18 protein-coding genes are annotated in these 22442 nt (G+C 75.0%); 5 read left to right on the top strand and 13 right to left on the bottom strand.

Annotated elements, in window-relative coordinates:
- Window positions 1-212: 212 nt before the first annotated feature.
- Window positions 213-980 carry an HNH endonuclease family protein gene (locus C0216_RS13835; protein WP_114055569.1) on the top strand — a complete coding sequence of 256 codons (768 nt, stop codon included), beginning with the start codon at window positions 213-215 and terminating at the stop codon, window positions 978-980.
- Window positions 981-984: 4 nt separating this feature from the next.
- On the opposite strand, the gene C0216_RS13830 is transcribed toward C0216_RS13835, so the two are convergent.
- Window positions 985-1521 (bottom strand): GNAT family N-acetyltransferase, encoded by a 537-nt coding sequence (locus C0216_RS13830; RefSeq protein ID WP_114055568.1) that lies wholly within the window; start codon window positions 1519-1521, stop codon window positions 985-987.
- 182 nt (window positions 1522-1703) lie between these two features.
- Here C0216_RS13830 and C0216_RS13825 point away from each other — a divergent pair, with 182 nt between their 5' ends.
- On the top strand, window positions 1704-2867 hold the full coding sequence (locus C0216_RS13825) for a serine hydrolase domain-containing protein (protein WP_114055567.1): 1164 nt from the start codon (window positions 1704-1706) through the stop codon (window positions 2865-2867).
- A gap of 12 nt (window positions 2868-2879) precedes the next feature.
- Here C0216_RS13825 and C0216_RS13820 read toward each other — a convergent pair whose 3' ends face one another.
- Window positions 2880-4226 (bottom strand): M64 family metallopeptidase, encoded by a 1347-nt coding sequence (locus C0216_RS13820; protein WP_114055566.1) that lies wholly within the window; start codon window positions 4224-4226, stop codon window positions 2880-2882.
- A 148-nt stretch (window positions 4227-4374) separates the two neighbouring features.
- On the opposite strand from C0216_RS13820, the gene C0216_RS13815 reads away from it, so the two are divergent.
- Complete coding sequence (locus tag C0216_RS13815) at window positions 4375-5772, top strand: helix-turn-helix domain-containing protein (RefSeq protein WP_114055565.1); 1398 nt, start codon at window positions 4375-4377, stop codon at window positions 5770-5772.
- Window positions 5773-7302: 1530 nt separating this feature from the next.
- On the opposite strand, the gene C0216_RS13805 is transcribed toward C0216_RS13815, so the two are convergent.
- Window positions 7303-7566, bottom strand: coding sequence for a DUF6158 family protein (locus C0216_RS13805; protein ID WP_114055563.1), 264 nt, complete (start codon window positions 7564-7566; stop codon window positions 7303-7305).
- A 72-nt stretch (window positions 7567-7638) separates the two neighbouring features.
- The gene (locus C0216_RS13800; protein WP_114055562.1) at window positions 7639-8547 is read right to left on the bottom strand and encodes a LysR family transcriptional regulator; all 909 of its coding nucleotides are present in this window, start codon (window positions 8545-8547) and stop codon (window positions 7639-7641) included.
- Between the two features lie 49 nt (window positions 8548-8596).
- Between C0216_RS13800 and C0216_RS35220 the strand changes: the two genes are divergently transcribed.
- Window positions 8597-9265, top strand: coding sequence for a DUF6817 domain-containing protein (locus C0216_RS35220; RefSeq protein WP_342777106.1), 669 nt, complete (start codon window positions 8597-8599; stop codon window positions 9263-9265).
- Window positions 9266-9271: 6 nt separating this feature from the next.
- Here C0216_RS35220 and C0216_RS13790 read toward each other — a convergent pair whose 3' ends face one another.
- From C0216_RS13790 to C0216_RS13750, 9 genes are all read right to left on the bottom strand, one after another.
- A complete protein-coding gene (locus C0216_RS13790) occupies window positions 9272-12112 on the bottom strand; it encodes a TIM-barrel domain-containing protein (protein WP_114055561.1) in 2841 nt (946 codons plus the stop codon).
- A gap of 162 nt (window positions 12113-12274) precedes the next feature.
- On the bottom strand, window positions 12275-12628 hold the full coding sequence (locus C0216_RS13785; protein ID WP_114055560.1) for a hypothetical protein: 354 nt from the start codon (window positions 12626-12628) through the stop codon (window positions 12275-12277).
- 58 nt (window positions 12629-12686) lie between these two features.
- A complete protein-coding gene (locus C0216_RS13780; RefSeq protein WP_114055559.1) occupies window positions 12687-13364 on the bottom strand; it encodes a hypothetical protein in 678 nt (225 codons plus the stop codon).
- 50 nt (window positions 13365-13414) lie between these two features.
- Entirely contained in the window at window positions 13415-13675 is a 261-nt protein-coding gene (locus C0216_RS13775) for a hypothetical protein (protein ID WP_114055558.1), read from the bottom strand.
- Between the two features lie 165 nt (window positions 13676-13840).
- Window positions 13841-15634, bottom strand: a complete 1794-nt coding sequence (locus C0216_RS13770) for an ABC transporter permease/substrate binding protein (protein WP_114055557.1) — start codon at window positions 15632-15634, stop codon at window positions 13841-13843.
- Window positions 15634-16683 (bottom strand): quaternary amine ABC transporter ATP-binding protein, encoded by a 1050-nt coding sequence (locus tag C0216_RS13765; protein ID WP_114055556.1) that lies wholly within the window; start codon window positions 16681-16683, stop codon window positions 15634-15636. The genes C0216_RS13770 and C0216_RS13765 overlap by 1 nt, the downstream gene beginning before the upstream one ends.
- Window positions 16684-16960: 277 nt before the next feature.
- A complete protein-coding gene (locus tag C0216_RS13760; RefSeq protein ID WP_114055555.1) occupies window positions 16961-17893 on the bottom strand; it encodes a SigB/SigF/SigG family RNA polymerase sigma factor in 933 nt (310 codons plus the stop codon).
- A 374-nt stretch (window positions 17894-18267) separates the two neighbouring features.
- Window positions 18268-19062: a GntR family transcriptional regulator gene (locus tag C0216_RS13755; RefSeq protein WP_114055554.1), complete on the bottom strand. Its 795-nt coding sequence runs from the start codon at window positions 19060-19062 to the stop codon at window positions 18268-18270.
- A 153-nt stretch (window positions 19063-19215) separates the two neighbouring features.
- Window positions 19216-20778 carry an IucA/IucC family protein gene (locus C0216_RS13750; protein WP_114055553.1) on the bottom strand — a complete coding sequence of 521 codons (1563 nt, stop codon included), beginning with the start codon at window positions 20776-20778 and terminating at the stop codon, window positions 19216-19218.
- Window positions 20779-20900: 122 nt separating this feature from the next.
- On the opposite strand from C0216_RS13750, the gene C0216_RS13745 reads away from it, so the two are divergent.
- Window positions 20901-22442: an IucA/IucC family protein gene (locus C0216_RS13745; RefSeq protein WP_114055552.1), complete on the top strand. Its 1542-nt coding sequence runs from the start codon at window positions 20901-20903 to the stop codon at window positions 22440-22442.

Here is a 22442-nt window from a genome sequence, read left to right as displayed (position 1 = left end):
CATTGGCCAGAGGCGAGAAATCACCCCTGAGCTGCGGTATGTCGGGGACACTAGCGAGGCCCTCTGACAACGCCCGGGCCAGGGTCGGCGACGGGGGCGTGCCGCAGCCCGTCTCGGGGGCGGGCGGCGGCCGTTGATTGTCCGGGTCTGGGTAGTCTTGACCGGACGGAGTGCGGTGCGGAACCGGTTCAGGGGGGATCGTGGGGGGATTCATGGGGCGTCAGATACCGCTGCGCCGTGTGCGGGTGGCGGCCTCGGCGCTGGTCGTGGCGGTGGCGGGGTGCGCCGGGAGTCCGGTCGGCCACGGGGCCGGAGGCGGAAGCGGAGTGCCGGTTCCGGGCGGGGGCGGCGCCCTGCCGTCCCCGCCGGCGTCGACCGCGGCGCCGTCCGCCCCGCCCGCGGGCGGCGCCGAGCCGGCCCGCGGGGACGTCCTGCCGGGGCTGGCGGACGCCGCGACGGCCCGGGCTCAGCTCGCCGCCCTGACCGTCGCACCCCCGGGGACGATGGCCGGATACAGCCGGTCCAGGTTCACGCACTGGGCCGAGCAGGGCGACAGGTGCGACACCCGTGAAACGGTCCTCCAGCGCGACGGGCAGGACGTGGTCCGCGACGCCGAATGCCGGGCCGTCACCGGGAAGTGGCGCAGCCTCTACGACGGGGCCGTCGTCACCGAGGCGTCGCGGATGGACATCGACCACGTCGTGCCGCTCGCCGAGGGGTGGCGGTCGGGCGCATCCGCGTGGGACGCCGCCAGGCGGAAGGCGTTCGCCAACGACCTCCGCCGCCCCCAGCTGCTCGCCGTGTCGGCAGCCTCCAACCGGTCGAAGGGCGACCAGGCGCCGGACCGCTGGCAGCCGCCGGACCGGTCGAGCTGGTGCCAGTACGCGCGCGCCTGGACGACCGTGAAGGCCGCCTACGGGCTCACGGCCACGGAGGACGAGAAGCGGATGCTGGGGACGATGCTGGACACCTGCTCCTGAGCCGTCAGGCCGCGTACTCGGTCAGGTCGATGGCATACACCTGGAGGGCGTGGCCCTGCTCGGGGTGGGTGATCTCCCGCTCCGCGGCCATGCCGAGCTTCTCGGCGATGTTCGCCGAGGTGTGGTCGCCGACTCGCACGACGGCGACGACCCGGTCGACGCCCCGGTCCTGGAGGGCGAACTCGAGCGCGGCCTGCGCCGCCTCGGAGGCGTAGCCCTGGCCCCAGAACTGGCGGCCCAGCCGCCAGCGGATCTCCACGTCGGAGGGGAGGCCCGGCAGGTCGTCGGCCACCACCGAGAGGCCGACCGCGCCGATCAGCTCGCCGGAGCCGAGCAGTTCCACCGCGAACTGCCCAAAGCCCTCGTCGTCCCACTCCTCCTCCCACCGCTCGACCTCCCCTGCGGTGGCGTCCGGGTCGAGGGGTGCGCCGTCGCCGGTCCAGCGCATCACCGCCGGATCGGCGTTGATTTCCGACAGGGGGACGACGTCGTCGTCGCCCCAGCGGCGCAGGAGGAGGCGGGGGGTGCGGATCTCGGTCATGGCACCATCCTGCCGAAGCGGCGCGGGCTGCGGAAATCGGGGGTGGGCGGGGGCGCCGGCCGCCTTCCCCCACACGGCGGACCCGGGGGCCGTACCCGCCGTCGCAACCGCGATCGCCGCGGCCGGAACCCTAGGATGCGGCAGGTGCACCCCCGACGGCGTACCTGCGAGAGGCGGTAGTGATGGGCGGTCTGCGCGAGCTGCTGGAGCCGTACGTCGAGCGCGGGGAGCTGCCGGGGGCGGTGGGCCTGGTGTCCCGGGACGGGCGGCTGGAGGTCGAGGCGGTCGGCTCCGCCGATGTCGAGGGCAGCGCGCCGATGGTCCGCGACTCCCTGTTCCGGATCGCCTCCCTGACCAAGCCCGTCACGGCGGCCGCCGTGCTGATGCTCGTCGAGGACGGCCGGCTGGCCCTGGACGACCTGGTCGCGCCGTGGCTGCCTGAGCTGGCCTCACCCGTCGTGGTGCGCACACCCGCCGGCCCGGTCGGCGAGGTCGCCCCCGCCGACCGGGAGATCACCGTCTTCGACCTGATGACGTCCCGCGCCGGCATCGGCTTCTCCCCCGCCGGGACCGACCTGCCCGCGGTCCGGCCGCTCGTCACCGAGCTGGGGCAGGGGCCGCCGCAGCCGCAGCAGGTGCCCGCACCGGACGCCTGGATGGCGGCGCTGTCCCGGATCCCGCTGCTGCACCAGCCGGGCGAGGCCTGGCTGTACAACACCGCGTACGACATCCTGGGCGTCCTCGTGGCGCGGGTCTCGGGAACTCCGCTGCCCGCGTTCCTCGAGGAACGCGTCTTCGAGCCCCTCGGCATGGCCGACACCGCGTTCTCGGTGCCCGCCTCCGATCTGGGCCGCTTCACCTCCCTCTACCGGCAGGGCGCGGGCGGGCTGGAACGCGTCGACGCCCCGAACGGGCAGTGGAGCGCGGAACCGGCGTTCCCGTCCGGGGCGGGAGGGCTCGTGTCGACGGCGGACGACTGGCACGCCTTCGCCCGCATGCTGCTCGCCGGCGGCGCCCTCGACGGCGGGCGGGGCCGGCTGCTGCAGCCGGAGTCGGTGCAGCGGATGACGACGGACTGGCTGACGCCGGACCAGCGGGCGGACGCCGAACCGTTCCTGGAGGGGCAGGGGTGGGGGTTCGGCGGCTCGGTGGACGTCCGGCCCCGCGACCCGTGGAACGTCCCCGGCCGCTACGGCTGGGTCGGCGGAACCGGGACGGCCGCCCATGTGACGCCCTCCCGGGGCTCCGCGGCGATCCTCCTCACCCAGGTCCGCCTCACCGGCCCCGCCGCCCCGGAGGTGATGCGGGCGTTCTGGAGGTACGCGGCGGAGGCGGCTGCGGGCTAGGGTCCGTCCGTCCTAGAGGCGGACCTTCCACGTCAGGGTCGTGCGCAGGAACGCCGCCGTCTCCGGGTCCCGGACCGCCGGGGTGCGGTCCTCGACGGTGACCGACAGCCGGTGCGTGCGCAGGTCCGTGAGCCACAGTTCGGCGACTGCCACGTTCGTGCGCCCGGCGAACCGCTTGAGCTCGCGGCCGTCGAGGTGCCAGCGGACGTCGAGCTGCCGCCCGTCCGCCCCCGTCAGGCGGGGGACGGACACCTTGGCCCGCTGCGGCAGCCGCAGCACCCGGCCGGTGGGGGTGAGGGCGCTGACGGGCTTCGCGTGCTGGTAGAAGCCGGCGATCATCGCCTCTGTGCCGGGGAGGTTGAACGGCTTGCCGAGGACCCGCATCAGCGAGTTGTCGGTGGGCCGGAACAGGCCGGTCGTGTAGTAGCCGCCGCCCTCGTACGCGCCGACGGTGCCGCCGTCGGGGGACGGCTCGCCCAGCCAGCGGTGCCACTTGGTGCGGGCGGCGGCCATCCGGTCGGCGGTCAGGGTGGAGGTGTTGGAGTCGGCGGGCTCGGGGCCCTCGTACTTCTCGTAGCCGGGCGTGTCCGGGTAGAAGTACTCGTCGGCGAGCTTGCCGAGGGAGTGGCCGGTCTCGTGGATGGCCACCTGGCCGGACTTGGCGTTGCCGGCCGAGGCCGTGGAGATGCCCTCGTAGCCGAGGGTGGCGCTGCGTTCGTTGTAGCCGGCGCCGCCGTACTTGGCGCTGTTGGCGAGGACGATGACGAGATCGGCGTCGGGTGCCTTCTCGACGTACGAGTCCACCTTCTCCTCGTCGATGCAGAGCAGGCGCTCGATGTCCTCGCACCAGAAGTAGGAGCCGAGCGCGGTGTCGCGGACGGTGTCCCGGTCCGGGTCGCCGGTGACGCCGGAGTCGTGGGAGACCGCGTCGACGGTCCACACGTTGAAGAGGTTGCGGTAGGTGGCGTACGGCTCGACAGCCGTGATCTCGGCCCACTTGGCCAGCGTGTCGCTGTGGAAGCGGTCGAGTTCGGCGGCGGTGTAGCCGTCTCCGACGACGACGACGTCCAGGCGGTCGGCGGAGGGGCCGTTGTCGACGGCCTTCGTGACCTTGCCGTCGGCGGCCCGGGCCGCGTCCGAGAGGCGGGCCCCGCTCGCGGCCCGGCCCGGCGAGGTCACGCGGACGTGGCCCGAGCCGGCGACCGTCCCGTCCTCCGGGCCGGGGACCTCCACGCGGGGGGCGCCGTCGGCGAGGCGGGGCACGGCCGTCGCGCCGACGGGCCCGGCGGCCAACAGCAGTGCGGTGGCGCCGGCTGCGGCGGCCGCGGCGCGCAGCGCCCTGCGGGCGGCTCTGTTCATGACGTCATCCCCCGGATGAGAAGGCAAGGCCGTTAAGCGGCGGAGTAAGCGAAGTGAACCGGCTGCTTAAATTAGGGGGTGCACAGGGCGTGCGCAATGGCCCGCCTCCCTTGAATACTGGGGGAGTTGGAACCATCAGGGGGTTGGCATGGACGAACCGGCCGAGATCGGCCGACGGGTGGCCCGGCTGCGCGCCGAACGCGGTCTCACACAGCGGGCGTTGGCCGAGCCTTCGTACACCCCGGCGTACATCTCGACGCTGGAGTCGGGGAAGGTGCGGCCCTCCGAGGCCGCGCTGCGGTTCCTCGCCGGGCGGCTCGGGACGACGTACGAGGAGCTGTCCACGGGGCGCCCCCCGCACCTGGCGACCGAGCTGCGGCTCCGCCTCACCGACGCGCAGCGCACCCTGGCCACGGGCGACGCGTCCGAAGCGGCCGAACTGTACCGGGAGGTGCTGGGCGACGCCGAACGGCTCGGCCTGGACCCGGAGCGGGCGGAGGCGCTCCTCGGGCTCGGCGAATGCGCGTTGGAGGCCGGGGACCTGGCCGCGGCGACGGCGCACTTCGAGGCGGCGGAGCAGTTCCTCGCCGACGAGCCGCCGCCGCGGAAGGCGCGGGCGGTCCGCGGGCGGGCCGTCGCCCACCTGCTCGCCGGGGAGCTGCGCTACGCGTGCTACCTGCTGGAGACGGCGATCGACGAACTCACCGCGGGCGGACTCGCCGACCCGGAGGCGCTCGTGCTGCTCTACACCGCGGTCATCAGCCCGTACACCGACATGGGCGCGCACGCGCGCGCCGTGCACGCCGCCGAGACGGCCCTGGCGCTCGCCCCGCAGGTCCGCGACCCGGCGCTGGTCGCGGGCATGCACCGGCAGGTGGCGCGGACCTTCCTGGCGTCCGGCCGGGTCGCCGAAGCGGACGCCTCACTGGCGAAGGCGCAGTCGGTGTACCGGCAGTTGCAGCTGCGGACCGACCTCGCGCACTGCCACTGGATGCGCGGGTACGTGCATGCGCAGAACGGGGACCTGGCCTCCGCGGAGGCGGAGCTGCGCACGGCGCGGGACATGCTGGCGGCCCGCCGGGCCGCGCTGTACACGGCGCAGGTGGAGGTGGAACTCGCGGACGTCCTGCGCCGGCTCGGCCGAGGACCGGAGGCGGCTGACCTGCTGTCGGGGCTGCTGGACCTGGGCGACAGCCACGGCGCCGTGCATGCGGCCGGGGCACACCGGCTCCTCGGCCTGATGGCCGAGGAGCGCGGCGACACCGAAGCCGCCGAACGGCACTACGTCCAGGCCCTCGCCCTGCTGGAGCGGAGCGGCGCCGGTGGCGACCTCGCCGACCTGTGCCGCCTCCTGGGCGACCTCTTCCGCCGCACGGGCCGCACGGAAGCCGCCCTGGACGCCTACCGCACGGGCCTCGGCCACCGCGCGGCCCCGGGCACGACCACGCTGGGCCCGGCACCGGCGGGGGTGCCGGGGCTGGCGCCGAGGGTGGTGGGCGGCGGCGGGTCTGGGCCGGGACTGCGGGTGGGCGGGTCACCGTCGTAAGCGTCGAGACCGTCGTGACAGCGGCCTTCACCCGGCTTCACCGGTGAGGCAGGCGTGGCAGAGGCATCGGTCCGGGTGAGGGGCGTACGGTGCCTGCTTAGCCCGGTATCGGGACGCGTACTGCTCCAGCGTCGCGGAGACATCCGCTGCGTAATCCGCTGAGATGAACCCACGTGCACGTCGGGCGTCCCGTAGCCGCTCCAGGACCCGCGGGGTGTGGACGCGCTTCGGGCGGAAGCTGTGCAAGTGGCGCGTCGCCGTGTCGATCACGATCCACCGCCCGGTATGCCGCTCACGGCCCACTGCCGTGATCCGATCACCCCCCGGACCCCAGTACGCGTCAGCGACGTAGACCTTCGCCCCGCCCTTGAAGCATTTCGTCCCGGGGCGCAGCTCCTGCCCCCCTGCCCCGCACCGACGCCATGCCACGACGTTCGCGGCCACCAGCCAGACCGGCTGCGGCTGCTCTGGGGGCTGCGGTCCGCTCGAGTGGCCCATGCAGTCTCTCCCTTGCACCCGTTCCAGCGGACGCCCAGCCGGGTCCGCAGCGGGCATCGTAAGCCGGGTGGCACATGGCAGCGCTCCCATTTACGACGGCGGCGAGGCAGGTTGGCAGGTTGGGGTGCCCGGCGGATGGAGGCGGGGCGGCGTTGGGGAAGAGGGCGGCGGAGTAGCCGAGGGGACGGGGAGGCACGGGCGGGTGTCCCGCGCAGTCCGATCGTTTCCGGGGCGGGACTCCGGCCCAGCCATGGCAAGCCGTTCCCCGCAGCCGCCCCGCTACCCGCCTCAGCCCTCGGAAGCACCATGCCGAGGCGGAGTCGGCCCTGCCGCCACCGATCGCCACATGCGCACCCCACGACGGCGACTGCGGGCTGCCGCAAGCGAGCAGGGAGGGAGGCGGGAAGGCGGGAAGGCGGGAAGGCGGGAAGGCGGGAAGGCGGGAAGGCGGGAGGGCGGGAGGGCGGGAGGGCGGGAGGGCGGGAGGGCGGGAGGGCGGGAAACGATGCGTCGCACGTCATTTCGTGCGCACTGGACGACGGCGAGCGGTGGATGGCCGGCCACCACACACGACACGCTCATATGGCGATCAACCGCACCCCGCACCTCGCACCCTGCACAACGGCCGGCCGCCGACCCCACCGAGGCACGTGGCGATCAGTGGCGCCCCGGTGCCCGGACGGCGGGCGGCCGCCACCCAGCCGGGACCACGTAGCGATCAGCGGCGCCCTGCGACAGGGATCGGGCTGCGTGACGCGGGCGGGTGGCGGAGGTCCCTCCAGGCCGCTCCCCCTCCTGGGGGCTTCCCGGCAGCTCTTTGTCTTTCCGGTGCAGGTCGGCTTGTCAAGGGTGGCCCGAAGGGCCATCGCGCAGCGACTCGACCAGCGGGAGCGCCCTTTACAGGCCGGCCCGCGCCGGAACGACAATGGGCAGCCGGGAAGCCCCCAGCACGCCACCGACCCCGGGTCCTCGGCTCCCGCCGCCCCGCTCCCCCGTTCGCGTCCTCGACGCCGGGCCTGCCCGAACACGCCTCTACGTGTCCCCCGGCGTCGCCTCGTCGCCTGCCTTGCGGGCGCGGGCGCCCGAGCGGGTGCGGGAGGCCGTTTGGGCGCGTTGCGGGTGGCGGCGTACGTATTCGTGTTCCAGTTCGTTCATGCGCTGCGTGTGGGTGCCCAGCGCATCGTCCGATCCGTGCAGCAGGGTTTCGTGGCGGGTGCGGTGGATCGCCTCCAGTTCCTTCAGGAGCCTGCCCTCCTCCAGGTCTCGCGCCGACGGGCCGCCGTCGTGTGCCGCCATGGCCGCACCACCTCCTGAATCGGCCGGTTCTTCCATCATCGCCCGAGGTGCGGCATTCGGCTGGGTGGCGCGCTACTGCCCGCGCGCGGCCCTCGCGCGGCACGTGCGGGCCACGTCGTCGGCGAAGAGGCGGGCCGGCGGGGAGAGGGCGGACCAGCGGCGGACTGCCCAGCCGACCGGCAGGGGCGGCAGGTCGGGGATGGGGACCAGGCGCAGCGGGCCGTCCGTTCCGGGGACCTGCCAGCCGGGCAGGGCGGGGACGACGGCGTGGCCGAGGCCGAGTTCGGCGAGAAGCAGGGCCGTGTCCCAGTCGGCGACGCTGGTGTCCGAGCGGATCGTGATGGCGGCCTGTGCCAGCGCGGTGTCGAGGTGGGCGCGGGAGGTCGAGTTATCCGGGAGCCGGATGTGGCGGATGCCCGCGAGGTCGGCGGGGGTGAGGTGCGGGCGGGCGGCGAGGGGGTCGTCGGCGCAGACGGCGAGCACCCACGGCAGCTCCATGACCGGCCGCAGCTCGACGCCCCGGACCGGCTCGCCGATCGTGATCCAGGCGAGGTCGAGGTCGTCGGCGGCGAGCGCGTCGAAGCAGCTGCGGCTGGAGTTGGCGGTCCGGAACTCCAGGCTGATGTGCGGGTGTCGGCGGCGGAAGCCGACGACGGCTTCCGACATGAAGTGCCGGACGGTCGTGGCGCCGGTGGTGATGCGCACCGAGCCGGCGTCCCCGCGGACGAGGTCCTCCAGGCGGCGCAGGGCGCCGTCGAGGCCGGCGATGCCGTGGGCGGCGGCCGCCAGGAGGATGCGGCCGGCCTCGGTGGGGGCGACTCCGCGGGCGTGGCGTTCCAGCAGGCTGGTGCCGGTCTCCCGTTCCAGGCGGCGGACGTGCTGGCTGACGGCGGACTGGGTGCGGTCGAGGTCGCGGGCGACGGCGCTGAGGCTGCCGGCCCGGCACACGGCGACGAAGACGCGGAGGTCGTCGAGGGTCATGCGTGGAGCGTAGCCGCTTCTCTTAGGTTCAGCTTGGGGGTGTGAAGGAATGTGGAGGATTGACTTGGGTCTGGGGGGCGAGCAAGATCCTTCGTGGGGGGACTCAAGGGCGGCAACCCTGCCTCTGTATCCGCGATGCAGAGGCGGGTGCCGACCCGTGGGGGACGGGAGTCGGAGATGGGTGATCCGCGGGAAGAGCGGGCGGTGGCGCTGTTGCGCGGGCTCGGCGCGGAGCGGGTCACGCATCCCGGGGGGGGACGCTGCCGGCGCACCTGGGGCGGTCCGCGATCTGCTCGGCGCGTGGGGTGCGCGGCCCGAGCTGCGGCTCGCGGGCCTGTGCCATGCGGTGTACGGGACGGACGGCTTCCCGGCGGCGCTGCTGCCGCTCGGGCGGCGGGCCGAGGTGGCCGAGGCCGTCGGCGCGGAGGCGGAGCGCCTTGCGTACGTGTACGCGAGCTGCGACCGGGGCGTGTCGTATCCGGGGCTGGGCGCGCAGGGTGTCTTCCGGGACCGGTTCACCGGGGAGGAACGCCGGCCCGGAGGGCGGGGGGTGCGGGATTTCGCCGAGCTGACCGCGGCGAACGAGCTGGATCTGGCGCGGACCGACCCGGTGTTCCGGGAGGCGCGGGGTGGGGAGCCGGCTGCGCTGTTCCGGCGGGGGGAGGGGTTGTTGAGCGAGCCGGCCCGGCGGGAGTGCCGGGCCGGGCTCGGCGGTTGAGCCGCGTCAGCGGCCGGCGGGCGGGGCGGGGCGGCCGGTGAGGGTGAGTTCGGCGGCGCTCGTCCACGGTCCGCGGCCGCCGGCTTCGGTGAGGGCCTTCAGCCGTACGTAGCGCCCCGTCGTGGCGGGGACGGCCGCGGAGTGGGCTGCGGAGGTGTCGGGGAACGTGCCGGTCGCGACCGGCGGGCCCCAGTTGGCGGGGTCGTCGGAGACGTGGAGTTCGTAGCGGCCGATGCGGCCGTTGGGTCCGCCGTCCTGGCGGGGGAGGCAGCCCAGGCCGTCCACGGTGTGGCGGGCGCCGAGGTCGATGGCGATCTCGTGCGGGAGCGCGGCGGGAGCGGAGCCGGACCAAGCGGTGTGCCACATCGTGGCCGGGTTACCGTCGAAGGCGTTGGCGGCGGCGCCGTCCTCGGCGGCGGTCTCCTGGCTGTCCGCGGACAGCAGGCGCCAGTCGGCCTGTGGGATCGGCGCGGAGGCAGCGGGGACCGGTTCGGCGTCCGGGACGGACGTGCCGCTCGCGGTGACGGTGAAAGCGCCCGGCTTCGGGCCCGCCTTCACCCACAGGATGCCGCCGCGGTCGGCGGGGTCGTGGAACCAGCCCGTCGCGGCGGCGTCGTAGGCGGCCTTGGAGGCGTGGCAGGCGAGCTGCGCGCCGTCGAGGTCGACCCGGGCGGGCGGGGAGGGCACGTGGAGGGTGAACTCGTACCCCCGGGAGGCCGGTTTGCCCGTGTAGCTGCCGGTCGGGGCGCCGACGGAGACGGTGACCGTCCCGGCGCCGGAGGCCGGGGCGGAGACGTCGACGCGCTGGCGGGCGTAGGCGCCGGACTCGTGGGCGCGGGTCAGGCCGTCGTCCTCGTACAGGCTGAACGACGAGGACCCGCGCGGGTGGATGTCGTAGGTGAGGACGGAGAGGGGCTTCTCGCCCGTGTGGTTCATCTGCGGCCACATCGGCACGATCGCGCCGCCCCTGACGAACAGCGGGAGGGTGTCGAGCGGCGCCCGGTGGTCGTTCAGCCGGCCGGGGCCGGCGTACGTCTTCCCCGTCCAGTAGTCCGTCCACGTCCCGGCGGGCAGGTAGATCCCGTCGCGGACGGCGGTGTCGGAGACGACGGGCGCGACGAGGAAGGAGTCGCCCGCCATGAACTGGCCGCTGGTGAGGTTGCCGCGGGCGACGGGGTCGTCGGGGTACTCCAGGACCATCGCGCGGGTGGCGGGGACGCCGGTCTCGTGGGCGGTGCGGCTCATCGTGTAGTGGTACGGCATCAGCCGCATCTTCAGCTGCAGGTAGCGGCGGTTGATCGACCTGTACGGCTCCTCGAACCGCCAGGGCTGCTTGTCCCGGTAGCCGGGCTCCGGGTGGGTGGCGCCCCAGCCCGACATGGTCATGAACGCGGGGGTGAAGGACTTCCACTGCAGGTCGCGCACGTACGTCTGCGGGCTGCCGCCGAAGATGCCGTCGATGTCGCCGGCGGCGTAGTTGAGGGCCGACAGGCCTGCGCCTGCGATGGCGGGGACGTGCCAGCGCATGTCGTCCCAGGTGCCGTGGGTGTCACCGGTCCAGACGACGGCGTTGCGCTGGGTGCCGGCCCAGCCGTCGACCGTCCAGACGAAGCGGCGGGCGTCGGAGTTCCGCTCGATGCCGTCGACGGCCTGCTGGACGCCCGCGAACGCGCTCTTGTAGCCGCCGCCGATCCAGGCGACGTCCGTCTTGACCGCGCGGGAGCCGGCGGCGACCTCCTCGGCGATGCGGGGCAGCCCCGTCGACGTCCACAGGCCGGTGCGGAAGCCCTTCGCGGCGAGCGCGTCGACCGTCGCCTTCAGGGGCTCGGTGTAGCCGCAGCCGTAGCCGTCGTTGGGGAGGAACCAGCCGGAGGGCATGTCGGCGGCGCGGGCGTCTGCGGCGTAGCCGCCCACGTCCGGGGTGGTCTGGTGGCGCGGGCGGTCGTGGTCGCCCTGGTAGTCGGGGTGGGAGGCGTTGAAGCAGTCGGCGTTGCCGAGTTCCAGGCCCCAGATCGGGGCGAGGAACGGTTTGCCGCTGACGTCCGTGTAGCCGCCGAGGACCGCCTTGAGGGAGTCCCCGGTGAAGTACCAGGCGTCGAACCGCTTCTCGTCGTGCGCGAGGGCCGCGGGCGCGTGGAAGCCGTACGAGCCGGGGGCCCAGGTGTTGCGCATGGCGCCGTAGCCGTTGGTGGACATGTAGAACGGGGCCGGGCTCGCGTTGTCGTTCTCCCGCCACCGGTTGTCGACGGCCACCGGGACGGTCCTGCCGCGCAGGGCCCACTCGCCGAGGCGGAGGCCGGTGCCGTAGAACTGCTCGTCGGTGCCGCGGGAGAGGTACTGGGTGGTGCGGTTGGCGGTCCAGGAGGTGGGCCGGCTCTCCTCCCAGACGAGGGTGCGGTTGTCGGCCCGGTAGACGGAGAACTTCAGCGGCGACTTGTTGACGCGGATGTTCAGGGCGGGCGTGGTGATGCGGTAGTGGCCGCCCGCGTCGGCGACGGCGGCCTGGACGGGGCCGAAGTCGGTGGTCCGGGCCAGGTCCGAGCCGGCCGGGTCGTCGGCGAAGCGGCCGTCGGGCGAGAGCCAGAGGCGGAAGATGTCGGCGCGGGCCACGACCACGCGGGCCTTCGCTCCGCTGGAGGAGGTCACGGTGAAGGTGTTGCCGGAGCGGGTGATGCCGGTGGCGTTGCCGGCCGTGGCGGGGGCAGGGGCGGCGGCTGCCGCGGCGGCCTGGCCGGCGACCGGTCCGGCGCCGGCGAGGCCCGCTGCGGCGAGGAGTCCGGCGAGCAGCGCGGCCCGGAGGCTGCGCCGTCGCCCGCGCGGAGTGGTGCGGACGCTGATCACTGTCATCGGGCAGCTCCTCGTGCGGTCCGTGTGGGCGGACACACCGATGTGGCATGCACCTGGCAACATAGCGGCCGGTGGAGATCGATTGAAGGAAGATGCGCGAAGTCGGCCGCCCGCGCGCAGCTTTGAGCATGACGCGGGGGGCGAAATCCCGCCGCCGGCGGCTCACGTGAACGCGTGGACGACCTCGATGCGCCCCACGATGTGGGCGTTGAACTCCTCCAGCTCCTCGGCTGGAATCCACAGCTCCAGGATGGTGCGGCCGCCGGCCTGGCGGACGGGGTACCGGCTGAGGAAGGCGGAGTCGACCTCGAAGCGGGTGACGAAGCCGGCGCCGGAGTGCGGGACGTTCCAGTCGCGGGCGATCCGCACCGCGTACTCCTCGTTCAGCACGGGGTAGAAGATCGGCTGCTCGGGCAGCCGGGGCGGCCAGGCGCGCCAGTCGAGCGCGCGGACCAGGTCCAGCTCCTCGGGGCCGGTGGGGCGCCAGAGGGTCGTCGTGGCCTGCTGCTCGGTCATGGAACTGCTCTCTCGGTACGGGGCGGCCGCCCCGGGGCGGCCTGCCGGGATCCCGACGCTACTGCCGTCGCACGCTCGCTGACCACGTGTTTTCCGGGGCCGGCGGGACGAGGGCCGCGGCGAGGACGGCGTACAGCGGGGCCGCGTGGGCGGGGGCCTCGCGGGACGCCCAGTCCTGCACGCGCGCGAGGAAGCCGTGCAGCCGGTGTGCGACGCCGTCGAGCAGGCGGTGCAGTTCGGGCAGCGGCAGCTCGATGACGGGGCTCGCCGCGGAGTCGGTGTCGGCGGTGAGGCGGACGGTGTCTCCGACGAGCCGGGCCTCCGGCGTCGGGGAGTGGCCGAACCAGCCGGAGCAGGAGGCGGAGCCGGCGGCGAACTCCCGCCAGGTGCCCCACTCCTGGAGGCCGTGGCAGCAGCCCGGGTCGACGACCGCGCCGGTGGCCGTGTCGGTGATCCGGACCCCTCCGGCGAGATGGAGGTCCCCGCCGACGGCGAGCAGGCCGCGCAGGAACGCTCCGGCCGGGTCCGGGTCCGGGTCCGGACCCGGGGCGGCGTCCGTGCCCGCGGCGGGGTCCGCGTGGGCGTCGGCCAGGCAGGCCACCACCGCGCCGACCTCCGCGGGCGAGAGGTCCGCGCCGAGCGGCAGGAGGACGTACGGCTCGTCGGGGAACGCGGCGGGCCAGAGGGAGAAGCCGTCGACGCGGTGGACCTCGAGGACGGGCTGCGCGGTGATCACCGCACCAGTCTGCGTCAGGCCGTCCGCCGCACCGCGGGCGCCCTGCGGTGTCAGGGGCGGCGCCGGACCGGCGGCCGGGGCGGGGTGACGGCCAGGACGGGCGCGGCGGGCGAGGTGTGCCGGTGGCCGCACGGGGCGAACGCGAGCACCACCGGCCGGCCGGGCTGCTGCCGCCAGGAGATACGTTCCGGCAGGCGGGCGCACACGGGGCAGCGCGGCAGCGGGCCAGGCTCGGTCCCGCTGCCCGGGGCGGGCTCCGGGGCGCGCTCCGGGACCGCCGCGAGCGGCGGCACGAGGTGCGGATCGGGCATGGCGGCTCCTGGTCCCGGCGGGGGTCGTGCTGGCACTGTGCCACGGACCGGCCCGCCGTGCACGGGCGGGTCCCCCGCCGGGCCGGTCGGCGCGCGGCCGCCCCCGCCCCAGGGCGGCGAAGGGCGGGGGCGCGGGCGCCCGCGGGGCCGGCGGGCGCGGCGGCGTCAGGCGGTCGCCGCCTCGGCGACCTCCGGGTGCTCGGCGAGCCAGGCGCGCACCGCCTCCTGCTCCTTGCCCTTGCCGCCCGCCTGGATCTTCGCCTCCAGGCCCGTCAGCTGCTTCTCGTCCAGCGTGAACGAGCGCAGCCAGGCCGCCACCTCGGGCTCGTCCCGGGCGAAGCCCTTCCGGGCGAGGGTGTGGATGCCGTCGCCCTGTCCCCAGGCCTTGCGGGGGTCCTCCAGCTTGTGCAGGTCGTACGAGGCGTACGCCCAGTGCGGGGACCACAGGGTGACGACGACGGGCTCCTGCTTGGCCTGGGCGCGCTGGAGTTCGGCGAGCATGCCGGGCGTCGAGCCGTCGACGACCTCGTACTCGCCCTCCAGGCCGTACTCCTTCAGGACCCGGTCCTTGAGGATGCCCATCGCGCCGGCGCTGGGCTCGATGCCGATGATGCGGCCCTTGAAGCGGTCGCCCTTGCCCTTGAGGTCGGCGAGGGAGCGGACGTCCTTCACGTAGGAGGGGACGGTCAGTTCGATGGAGGTCGGCCCGTACCAGGCGCCGAGGTCGTCGATCCGGTCGCCGTACTTCTCCCAGTACGAGGCCTGGGTGACGGGCAGCCAGGCGTCGGTCTGGAAGTCGACGCGGCCGCCGGCGAGCCCGGTGAAGAGCGCGCCGAGCTCCAGCTGGCGGGCCTCGACGCGGAAGCCGCGGCGCTCCAGCAGCTCCTTCCACAGGTAGGTGGAGGCGATGCCCTCGTCCCACGGGATGTAGCCGATGGTGAGGGTGCGGCCCTTGCCGGGGCCGGCGGCGGCCGCGGGGCCGTTCGCGGCTCCGCCGAAGGTGTGCAGTCCGCCGGCGAGGAGGGCGAGGACGGCCGCGGCGGTGACGGCGTACGCGGGCTGCGGGCGGTGCTGCCACAGGCGGGCGGCGCCGGTGGCCGCGGAGCGGGCCCGGGCGAGGGCGCGGCGGCCGGTCGGGGAGACCTGGCGGCCGAGGGCGGCGGTCATCCGGTCCAGGTACATGGCGAGGATGACGATGGACAGGCCGGCCTCGAAGCCGAGGCCGATGTCGACGTTGCCGATGGCCTTGTAGACGGCGCCGCCGAGGCCTCCGCCGCCGACCATGCCGGCGATGACCACCATGGACAGGCCGAGCATGATGACCTGGTTGACGCCGGCCATGACGGTGGGCAGGGCGAGCGGCAGCTGGACCCGCAGGAGCGTGTTCCGCGGGGTGGTGCCGAAGGCGTCGGCGGCTTCGACGAGTTCGGGGTCGACCTGGCGGATGCCCAGCTCGGTCATGCGGACGCCGGGCGGCAGCGCGAAGACGATGGTGGCGATGATGCCGGGGACCACGCCGACACCGAAGAAGACGACGCCGGGAATGAGGTAGACCATCGCGGGCATGGTCTGCATGAAGTCCAGGACTGGCCGCAGTGCGGCGCCGAGCCGCGGCGAGCGGGCCGCCTGGATGCCGATCGGGACGGCGATGGCGAGGGTGGCCAGGGTGGCGACGAGGACCAGGGACAGGGTGGCCATGGCGTCGGACCACAGGCCGACGGAGTCGACGAGGGCGAGGCCGGCGAAGGCGAGCACGGCGGCGAGGAGTCCGCGCAGCCACCAGGCGGCGACCGCGAGGAGGCCGGCGAGCAGCAGCGGGGCCGGGGCGGACAGCACGGCGTGGATGCCGTCGTAGAGGCCGGTGACGACGGCGCTGACGGCGTCGAACAGCCAGGACAGGTGCTGCTGGAGGAAGTCGACGGCGGAGTCGGCCCAGGCGCCAGGGTTCAGACGGGGCATCAGGCGGCCGCCTCCTCACAGCGTACGGGGGCCCGGTGCTCGTCGCCGATGAAGGCGACGAGCCGGTCCTGCGCGACGGTGCCGACGACGGCGCCGTCGGTGCCGGTCACGGCGACGGGGTGCGGGACGCGGGCGCTGACGGCGCACAGGTCGGCGAGCGGGGTGTCGGGGGTGACGGTCGGGCAGCCGCAGGAGCAGCCGGCACCGGGGCCGGTCATGACGGCGTCGGCGGTCAGCACGCGGGAGCGGTCGACGTCCTGGACGAACGAGGCGACGTAGTCGTCGGCGGGGCGGGTGAGGATGTCCTCGGCGGTGCCCTGCTGGACGATGCGGCCGTCGCGCATGACGGCGATGCCGTCGCCGAGGCGCATGGCCTCGTTGAGGTCGTGCGTGATGAAGACGATGGTCTTGCCGAGGGTCTTCTGCAGTTCGAGCAACTGGTCCTGCATGTCGCGGCGGATCAGCGGGTCGAGGGCGCTGAAGGACTCGTCCATCAGGAGCAGGTCGGCGTCGGTGGCGAGGGCGCGGGCGAGGCCGACGCGCTGCTGCATGCCGCCGGACAGCTCGTCGGGCCAGGAGTCCTGCCAGCCGGAGAGCCCGCAGAGTTCCAGGGCTTCGGCGGCGCGGCGCTCGCGGTCGGCGCGGTCGGCTCCCTGGACCTCCAGGCCGTAGGCGGCGTTCTCCAGGACGCTGCGGTGCGGGAAGAGCGCGAAGTGCTGGAAGACCATGCTGATTTTCGTGGAGCGGACGTGGCGCAGCTCGCGGCGGGAGAGGGCGGTGAGGTCGCGGCCGTCGAAGAGGATGCGCCCGTCGGTGGGTTCGAGCAGTCCGTTGAGCATGCGGAGCAGGGTGGACTTGCCCGATCCCGACAGGCCCATGATGACGAAGATCTCGCCGGGCTCGACGCGGAAGGAGGCGTCGATCACGGCGGCCGTCGCTCCGTCGGTGCGCAGTTCCTCGCGGCTCGCGCCGTCTCGGAGCGCGCGGACCGCCGCGCCGGGTCGTCTTCCGAACACCTTGTAGACGTGTTCGGCCTGGAGCGTGGACACATGCACCTCGCGGGTCGTACGGGTACGGCCCGTGCCGGCGCGGGGGGTGGGTGCGGGGCGGGCCGTGGAGCGGTGCGGGATCTGCCCGCCCCCCTGCCGCCGGCCGGGCCGCGGCCGACGGAGGGGTGCGCTCCGGTCACTCCGCTGCCCGGCTCGAACCGGGACAAACGCCCTGGTGACCCACCTCACGCGGGGGGCGGCGCGAGGTGTGGTGGAGATCACCGAGGCTCTGTGCGGCGCGTGATCCCGACCACATCGCGGGCGGCACCCCGAGGTGTCAGCGGCGGGCGGCGCCGTCCTCGGCGGGGTCGGCCAGCATGGAGGCCCGCAGGTGGGCCAGGACGCGCGTCAGCAGCCGCGACACCTGCATCTGGGAGATGCCGAGAGCGGCGCCGATCTGCGCCTGGGTGAGTTCGTCGCCGAAGCGGAGCTGGAGCATGCGGCGCTCGCGGGCGCTGAGCCGTTCCAGCAGGGGCGCGAGGGCCTGGAGGTCCTCGACGCGTTCCAGGGCGGGCTCCTCGGCGCCGATGACGTCGGCGAGCGTCTGGCCTTCGGCGGGGTCGCCGCCGGATTCGGTGAAGGCCGGCTGCGGGGCGTCGAGGGAGCCGCTGGTGTGGCCGTTGGCGGCGAAGAGCCCCTCGACGACCTCCTCCGCGGTGAGGTCGAGGTGCGCGGCGATGTCGGAGACGGTGGGCGAGCGGTCGAGGGCGCCGGTCAGCTCCTCCTTCGCCTTGGCGATGTCGATGCGCAGTTCCTGGAGGCGGCGCGGGACGCGGACGGCCCAGGTGGTGTCGCGGAAGTGCCGTTTGATCTCGCCGGTGATGTACGGCATGGCGAGGGTGGCGAACTCGGTCTCGCGGGAGGGGTCGTAGCGGTCGATCGCCTTGATGAGTCCGATCGTGCCGACCTGGACGAGGTCCTCGATGTCGTCCGCGTCGGCCCGGCCGCGGAAGCGGCGTACGGCGTACTGGACGAGGGAGGCGTTCATCTCGATGAGCGTGTTGCGGACGTACCGGCGCTCCGGAGTGCCCTCTTCGAGTTCGTGGAGCCGCCCGAAGAAGACCCGGGAGAGCTCGCGCGCGTCGGCCGGTGCCACCTCCCTGGGCTCCTCGATCCGCGGCAGGTCCGCGATCCCGGGCGCCGCGGAGGCGGGGCGGGGGCGGGGCACTGCGGCGGTTTCGGCGGCGGGCGTGTGGGCAGGGGCTCGCATGCGGGTTTCGCTCCTTGGGCTTGTCGGCTTGCGGCGCGTGACCTTGACTTTCGACCCGATGTTTGTCGCTCCACCTGGGGTACGTCAAGATTTGCCGGTTATGCGCGGCTGGGTTATGTGCGCGCGTACGGCTTCGGTCGCGGGGCCGGGAGCGGATGCAGGCCGACAGCGGAGGCGAGCCGGGAGCGGAGGCCGCGTGCCGGTGCGGCGGGCGGCGGGTACGTGTGCCGGCGGCGTGCCGACGGGTGCGTGCCGACGGGTGGGGCGCGTCGGCTCGCGGGGGTACGGGGCGCGGGAGCCGGGGATCCGGCAGGTGCCGGGGCGTCCCGCATGCTGCGGCGCCCTCCGGCGGCGGCGGCCGGCGGGCGGGTGTGTCAGCTGACCTGGAAGCCGCTGACCGCGCGGTCGCGGTGGAAGGTCAGCCGGTCCCAGGTGGGGAAGGAGAGGTCGGTCACGGCGAGGAGCCGGCCGGCGTCGTCGTGCAGGGTGCGGCGCACGGACAGGCCGCCGGCGGCGGCTGCGGACGCGGGGCGGCTGCTGAGGGTCATGGTGATGGTCTCGGCGACGCGGCCCTCGCGGGCGGCGCGGTCGAGCCAGCGGTCGAGGGGCCCGGGGTCCTCGTCCCGTACGGCCGCGGCGCGGCGGTAGCCGGCCAGCTCGGGTGCCTCGGCGAGGGCGCGGGGGCAGACGTAGGTGACGGCGTGCTGGAGGGTCTGCCCGGCGGGGCCGCGCTCGCGGCGGTGGTGGACCAGGGTGCGCTCGCCGCCCTGCATGCCGAGCTGCGCGGCGAGGGAGGGCGGCACGGTGACCCGGGCGAGCCAGCTCTGCACGAGTACGGCGCCGGGCGGCGCGCCGGGGGCGGCGGCTCCGGAGGCGGCCGGGGCCCCCGCGGGCAGGGCGGGGGCGGGCGCGGGGCCGGGTGCGGGCGCGGGGGCGGCCGAGCGGGTGCCGCGGCGCTCGGTGACGATCAGGCCGTCGTCGCGCAACTGCTGGAGCGCGGCGCGGACGGTCTGCCGGTTGACGCGGTACCGGGCCGCCAGGGTGCGCTCGGAGGGGAGTCTGCCTCCGGGGCCGTGGACGGCGTCCTGGAGCTCCTGCCGCAGCGCTGCGGCGATCCGCTGGTACTTGGGCACGGCGGCCGGGCCGCCGTCCCGCGGGGACGAGGACATGGCTTCTCCTCTGACGGTCGGTCAAGGATTGCGCGGTCTCCACCAACGTAGCATTGGTCTATACCTCTGAGTGAGGCGGGAGAGGGGCCCCGCGCCCACCTTGGCCGGATCCCGCCGCCCCGGGGGCGCCGTGCGGGACGCTCGCAACACCCCCTAAGCCTCCGCGTCCGCCAGCAGGGGGTTCGGCAGCGGGATGTAGCGGGCGTCCGCGCCGTCGGCGCGGGTCCACCGCAGCAGCAGGTTCGTCTTCGCCGGCAGGGACGGCGCCGTCAGCAGCTCCGCCGCCTCGGGCAGGCCCCGTTCGGCCGCATGCCGCCGGAACTCCCCGCGCACCGCCGGCCACACCGCCCCGGCGGCCCGGGGGTGCGCCTCGGCGAGCGCCGCCCCCACCCCGCCCAGGTGGTTGACGACCAGGCAGTAGACCAGCCGCTGCCAGGCGGCCGCGCGGTCCCCGTCCGCCGGCAGCTTCACGCCCTCCGCGTCGCGGAACAGCGCTTGGACGGGCATGCCGTGGGCGTCGAACGCGACCACGGTGTTCTGGGCGTGCGCCTCCAGCACCACGCCGTGCCGGGCGAACAGCTCCAGCGCCGGCGGCACGACATGGCGCAGATACGCCCGCCACCAGGCCTCCGGGTCGGCCGCGGCGGCCAGCGGGCTGCCCTCGTACCCCTCGGCGAGGGCCGCCGCGAGCACCGGCGCCGCGCCCGGCACGAGGTGCTGCCGCAGCCCGTCGCGGACCAGGACCGCCAGCTCCTCGAAGGCGAACGCGGCGGTGCGGTAGCCGCGGTCGGACAGCCAGGCCGCCGGCGAGCCGGCCCGGCGCAGCGCCTCGAAGCCGGCCCGGGCGGCCTCGTCCGTGCGGCGCAGCTTCACCAGGTCGTGCCGCCACAGCCGGCGGACGTCGTTGGTGATCCGCACGTCGAGGCTGAACTTCACGAACAGGTCGCCGTGCCCACCGCTGTGCCCGCCGCCTCCGGGCACGTACAGGGTGCGGACCGAGGCGGTCGGCCAGGCCGGCAGGCGGCTCTCGCCCAGCCGCAGCAGCCGCCCGTCGGCGAACGCCGCCCGTACCGCCGGCGACGCCGAGACCAGCTCCAGCTGCCACGGGTGGGCGGGCAGCAGCCGGTAGCCGGCGGGCGGGCGCGGCCCGTCCAGGAGGCCGGCCAGCGCGTCGACCGCGCCGGCCGCGGCGGCCCCGCCCTCGTCGGCGGCCTGGTCCTCGCGCAGTCCGAGGAAGACCAGCGGGAACCGGCCGTGCGCCTCCGGGGCGTACGGCAGCCAGCGCGCCGCGGGCGCCCCGCCGCGGGCCTTGGGGGCCGGGTGGTGGGGGTGGCCCATGACGAGGGCCTGCTCGGAGCGGACGTAGGCGTCCTGCGGCGGCGCGGCGGCCCGGCGGGCGGCCAGCAGCGCGGCCACGGCGGCGCGGCTGTCGGCGATCTCGACGGGCAGTTCGTCGTTCGGCACGCCCGTGTACCGGTACAGCTCGTCGGCGGTGAGCTTCACCAGCTCGCTGTGGGTGAGCGGCCGCCATCCGTCCGGGGTGCGCAGCTCGGGCCGCACGGGCCGGCGGCCGCCGCGGACCCGCAGCAGCCGCCCGGTGGCGCGCAGCCGGTGGACACCTCCGCCTTCGGGGTCGGCCGCCTCCCTGAGCAGGCAGTTGAGCAGGGGTGCGGCGGAGAGTTCGTCGGCTGCGGCGTTGAGGTCCACGGATTCCATTCGGGTCCATCCTGTGTGCCGGGCGTCCGCTGCGCGCGTCCCCGGCCGTGATCTTCAGTATCCGCGATGATGACGTGATCACCACAACGTCCCGTGAGAGGAACAGGGTGTCGCACCCCAGCATGAACCTCCCCGACTCCCCGGCCGAGGAGGCCGTCTCCGCCGAACTGGCCGAGGTGCGTCCTGCGCTGGTCGCCGCGTACGGGGCGGCGCTCGGCGGCGCCCGGGCCGCCGTGCTGACCCGGCTGTGGCGGGCGCTGGCCTCGGAGCCGCTGCCGTGGGTGGCGCGCCGCGAGCGGGGCCCCGGCGGCACGGCCGTGCTGCTCGCCGACGGACGGCGCCTGGAGGGCCCGCCGGCGGACCCGTACGCCACCGCGCCGCACGTCACCGGGCTCCGCCTCGGCGGGGCGGTGTTCTCGCAGGCGGGACGGCTGGTGAGGGCGCTGGGCGTGCCGCACGGCGAGGCGTTCGCCGCGGAGCTGGACGACAGTACGGCGTCGCTGGCGCTGTCCCTGGCCGGCCAGCCCGATGGGCCGGAGGAGGCGCCGGCGGCTGCCTGGGAGTGGGAGCAGCGGATCGTCGACGGCCACCCGTACCACCCCAGCTGCCGCTCCCGTCCCGGTTTCACGGTGGCCGAGCAGCTGGCGTACGCGCCGGAGCACCGGCCGGTGGTCGAGCTCGCCGCGGTGTCCGTGCCGGCCGCGGAATGCCTGGTCACCGGCGAGTGGCCGGACCGGTTGCGCCAGGGCGGCCGGATCCTGCTGCCCGTGCACCCGTGGCAGGCCGAGCACGTCCTGAAGCAGGCGGACCGTATCCCGCTGCCCGGCGCCGCGGCCCACCCGCTGATGGCGCTGCGGACCCTGAGCCCGGTCGGCGGCGGACCGCACGTCAAGACCGCGCTGAGCACCCGGCTGACCTCCTCCGTCCGGGACATCTCCCGGTACTCGGTGGAGACGGCCGCCGCGGTGTCGGCGTTCGCCCAGGGGCTCGCCGCCCGGCTGGACGGGCGGCTGCACTTCACCCGGACGCTCGCTGCGGCCACCGCCCACGGCCCGGACCTGGCCGCGGTGCTGCGCGAGCCCCCGGAGGCGTACGCGGACGCCGCGGCCGGCGAGCAGGTCGTGCCGGTCGCGGCACTGGCCCTCGCCCCGTTCGCCCGATCGGCGGACTGGCAGGCCCGTTTCGCGCGCCTCGCGCTGCCGGTGTGCCTGCGCGTGCTGGAGCTGGGGGTGGCCCTGGAGGCGCACGGGCAGAACCTGCTCGTCGTCCTCTCCCCCGGCGGGGACCCGCTGCGGCTGGTCTACCGGGACCTGGCCGACGTACGGATCAGCCCGGCCCGGCTCGCCCGGCACGGCCTCGCGGCGCCGCCGGTCGCGGGGCGGCTGGTCACCGACGACCCGGTGGTGCTGCGCCGGAAGCTGTTCGGCTCCCTCGTCGCGGGCGCCCTGGCGGCGACCGCAGGCTCGGCGGAGGCCCTCGGCCGGGCCCTGGCCGCGGCGGCACCGGAGCTGCCCGCCACGGACGACACGGCGGCGCTGCTGGCGGACCCGCTGCCGGCGAAGGCCCTGACCCTGATGCGGCTGAGCCCGGAGGTCCCGGGCGACCAGTGGACGGCCCTGGACAACCCCCTTATGGGGGGTGAGCGGGCAGTCCGGGCGGGCTAG

It is taken from the genome of Streptomyces globosus (assembly GCF_003325375.1).
Classification (GTDB): Bacteria; Actinomycetota; Actinomycetes; order Streptomycetales; family Streptomycetaceae; genus Streptomyces; species Streptomyces globosus_A.
Note: the sequence above shows the minus strand (reverse complement) of the source record. Positions and strands in the feature narration are given on the sequence as shown.

What these genes read in the sequence shown, in the direction of transcription:
- C0216_RS13835 (WP_114055569.1), top strand. Translation starts at nt 213, where the DNA reads ATGGGGCGTCAGATACCGCTGCGCCGTGTGCGGGTGGCGGCCTCGGCG.
- C0216_RS13830 (WP_114055568.1), bottom strand. Translation starts at nt 1,521, where the DNA reads ATGACCGAGATCCGCACCCCCCGCCTCCTCCTGCGCCGCTGGGGCGAC.
- C0216_RS13825 (WP_114055567.1), top strand. Translation starts at nt 1,704, where the DNA reads ATGGGCGGTCTGCGCGAGCTGCTGGAGCCGTACGTCGAGCGCGGGGAG.
- C0216_RS13820 (WP_114055566.1), bottom strand. Translation starts at nt 4,226, where the DNA reads ATGAACAGAGCCGCCCGCAGGGCGCTGCGCGCCGCGGCCGCCGCAGCC.
- C0216_RS13815 (WP_114055565.1), top strand. Translation starts at nt 4,375, where the DNA reads ATGGACGAACCGGCCGAGATCGGCCGACGGGTGGCCCGGCTGCGCGCC.
- C0216_RS13805 (WP_114055563.1), bottom strand. Translation starts at nt 7,566, where the DNA reads ATGGCGGCACACGACGGCGGCCCGTCGGCGCGAGACCTGGAGGAGGGC.
- C0216_RS13800 (WP_114055562.1), bottom strand. Translation starts at nt 8,547, where the DNA reads ATGACCCTCGACGACCTCCGCGTCTTCGTCGCCGTGTGCCGGGCCGGC.
- C0216_RS35220 (WP_342777106.1), top strand. Translation starts at nt 8,597, where the DNA reads ATGTGGAGGATTGACTTGGGTCTGGGGGGCGAGCAAGATCCTTCGTGG.
- C0216_RS13790 (WP_114055561.1), bottom strand. Translation starts at nt 12,112, where the DNA reads ATGACAGTGATCAGCGTCCGCACCACTCCGCGCGGGCGACGGCGCAGC.
- C0216_RS13785 (WP_114055560.1), bottom strand. Translation starts at nt 12,628, where the DNA reads ATGACCGAGCAGCAGGCCACGACGACCCTCTGGCGCCCCACCGGCCCC.
- C0216_RS13775 (WP_114055558.1), bottom strand. Translation starts at nt 13,675, where the DNA reads ATGCCCGATCCGCACCTCGTGCCGCCGCTCGCGGCGGTCCCGGAGCGC.
- C0216_RS13770 (WP_114055557.1), bottom strand. Translation starts at nt 15,634, where the DNA reads ATGCCCCGTCTGAACCCTGGCGCCTGGGCCGACTCCGCCGTCGACTTC.
- C0216_RS13760 (WP_114055555.1), bottom strand. Translation starts at nt 17,893, where the DNA reads ATGCGAGCCCCTGCCCACACGCCCGCCGCCGAAACCGCCGCAGTGCCC.
- C0216_RS13755 (WP_114055554.1), bottom strand. Translation starts at nt 19,062, where the DNA reads ATGTCCTCGTCCCCGCGGGACGGCGGCCCGGCCGCCGTGCCCAAGTAC.
- C0216_RS13750 (WP_114055553.1), bottom strand. Translation starts at nt 20,778, where the DNA reads ATGGAATCCGTGGACCTCAACGCCGCAGCCGACGAACTCTCCGCCGCA.
- C0216_RS13745 (WP_114055552.1), top strand. Translation starts at nt 20,901, where the DNA reads ATGAACCTCCCCGACTCCCCGGCCGAGGAGGCCGTCTCCGCCGAACTG.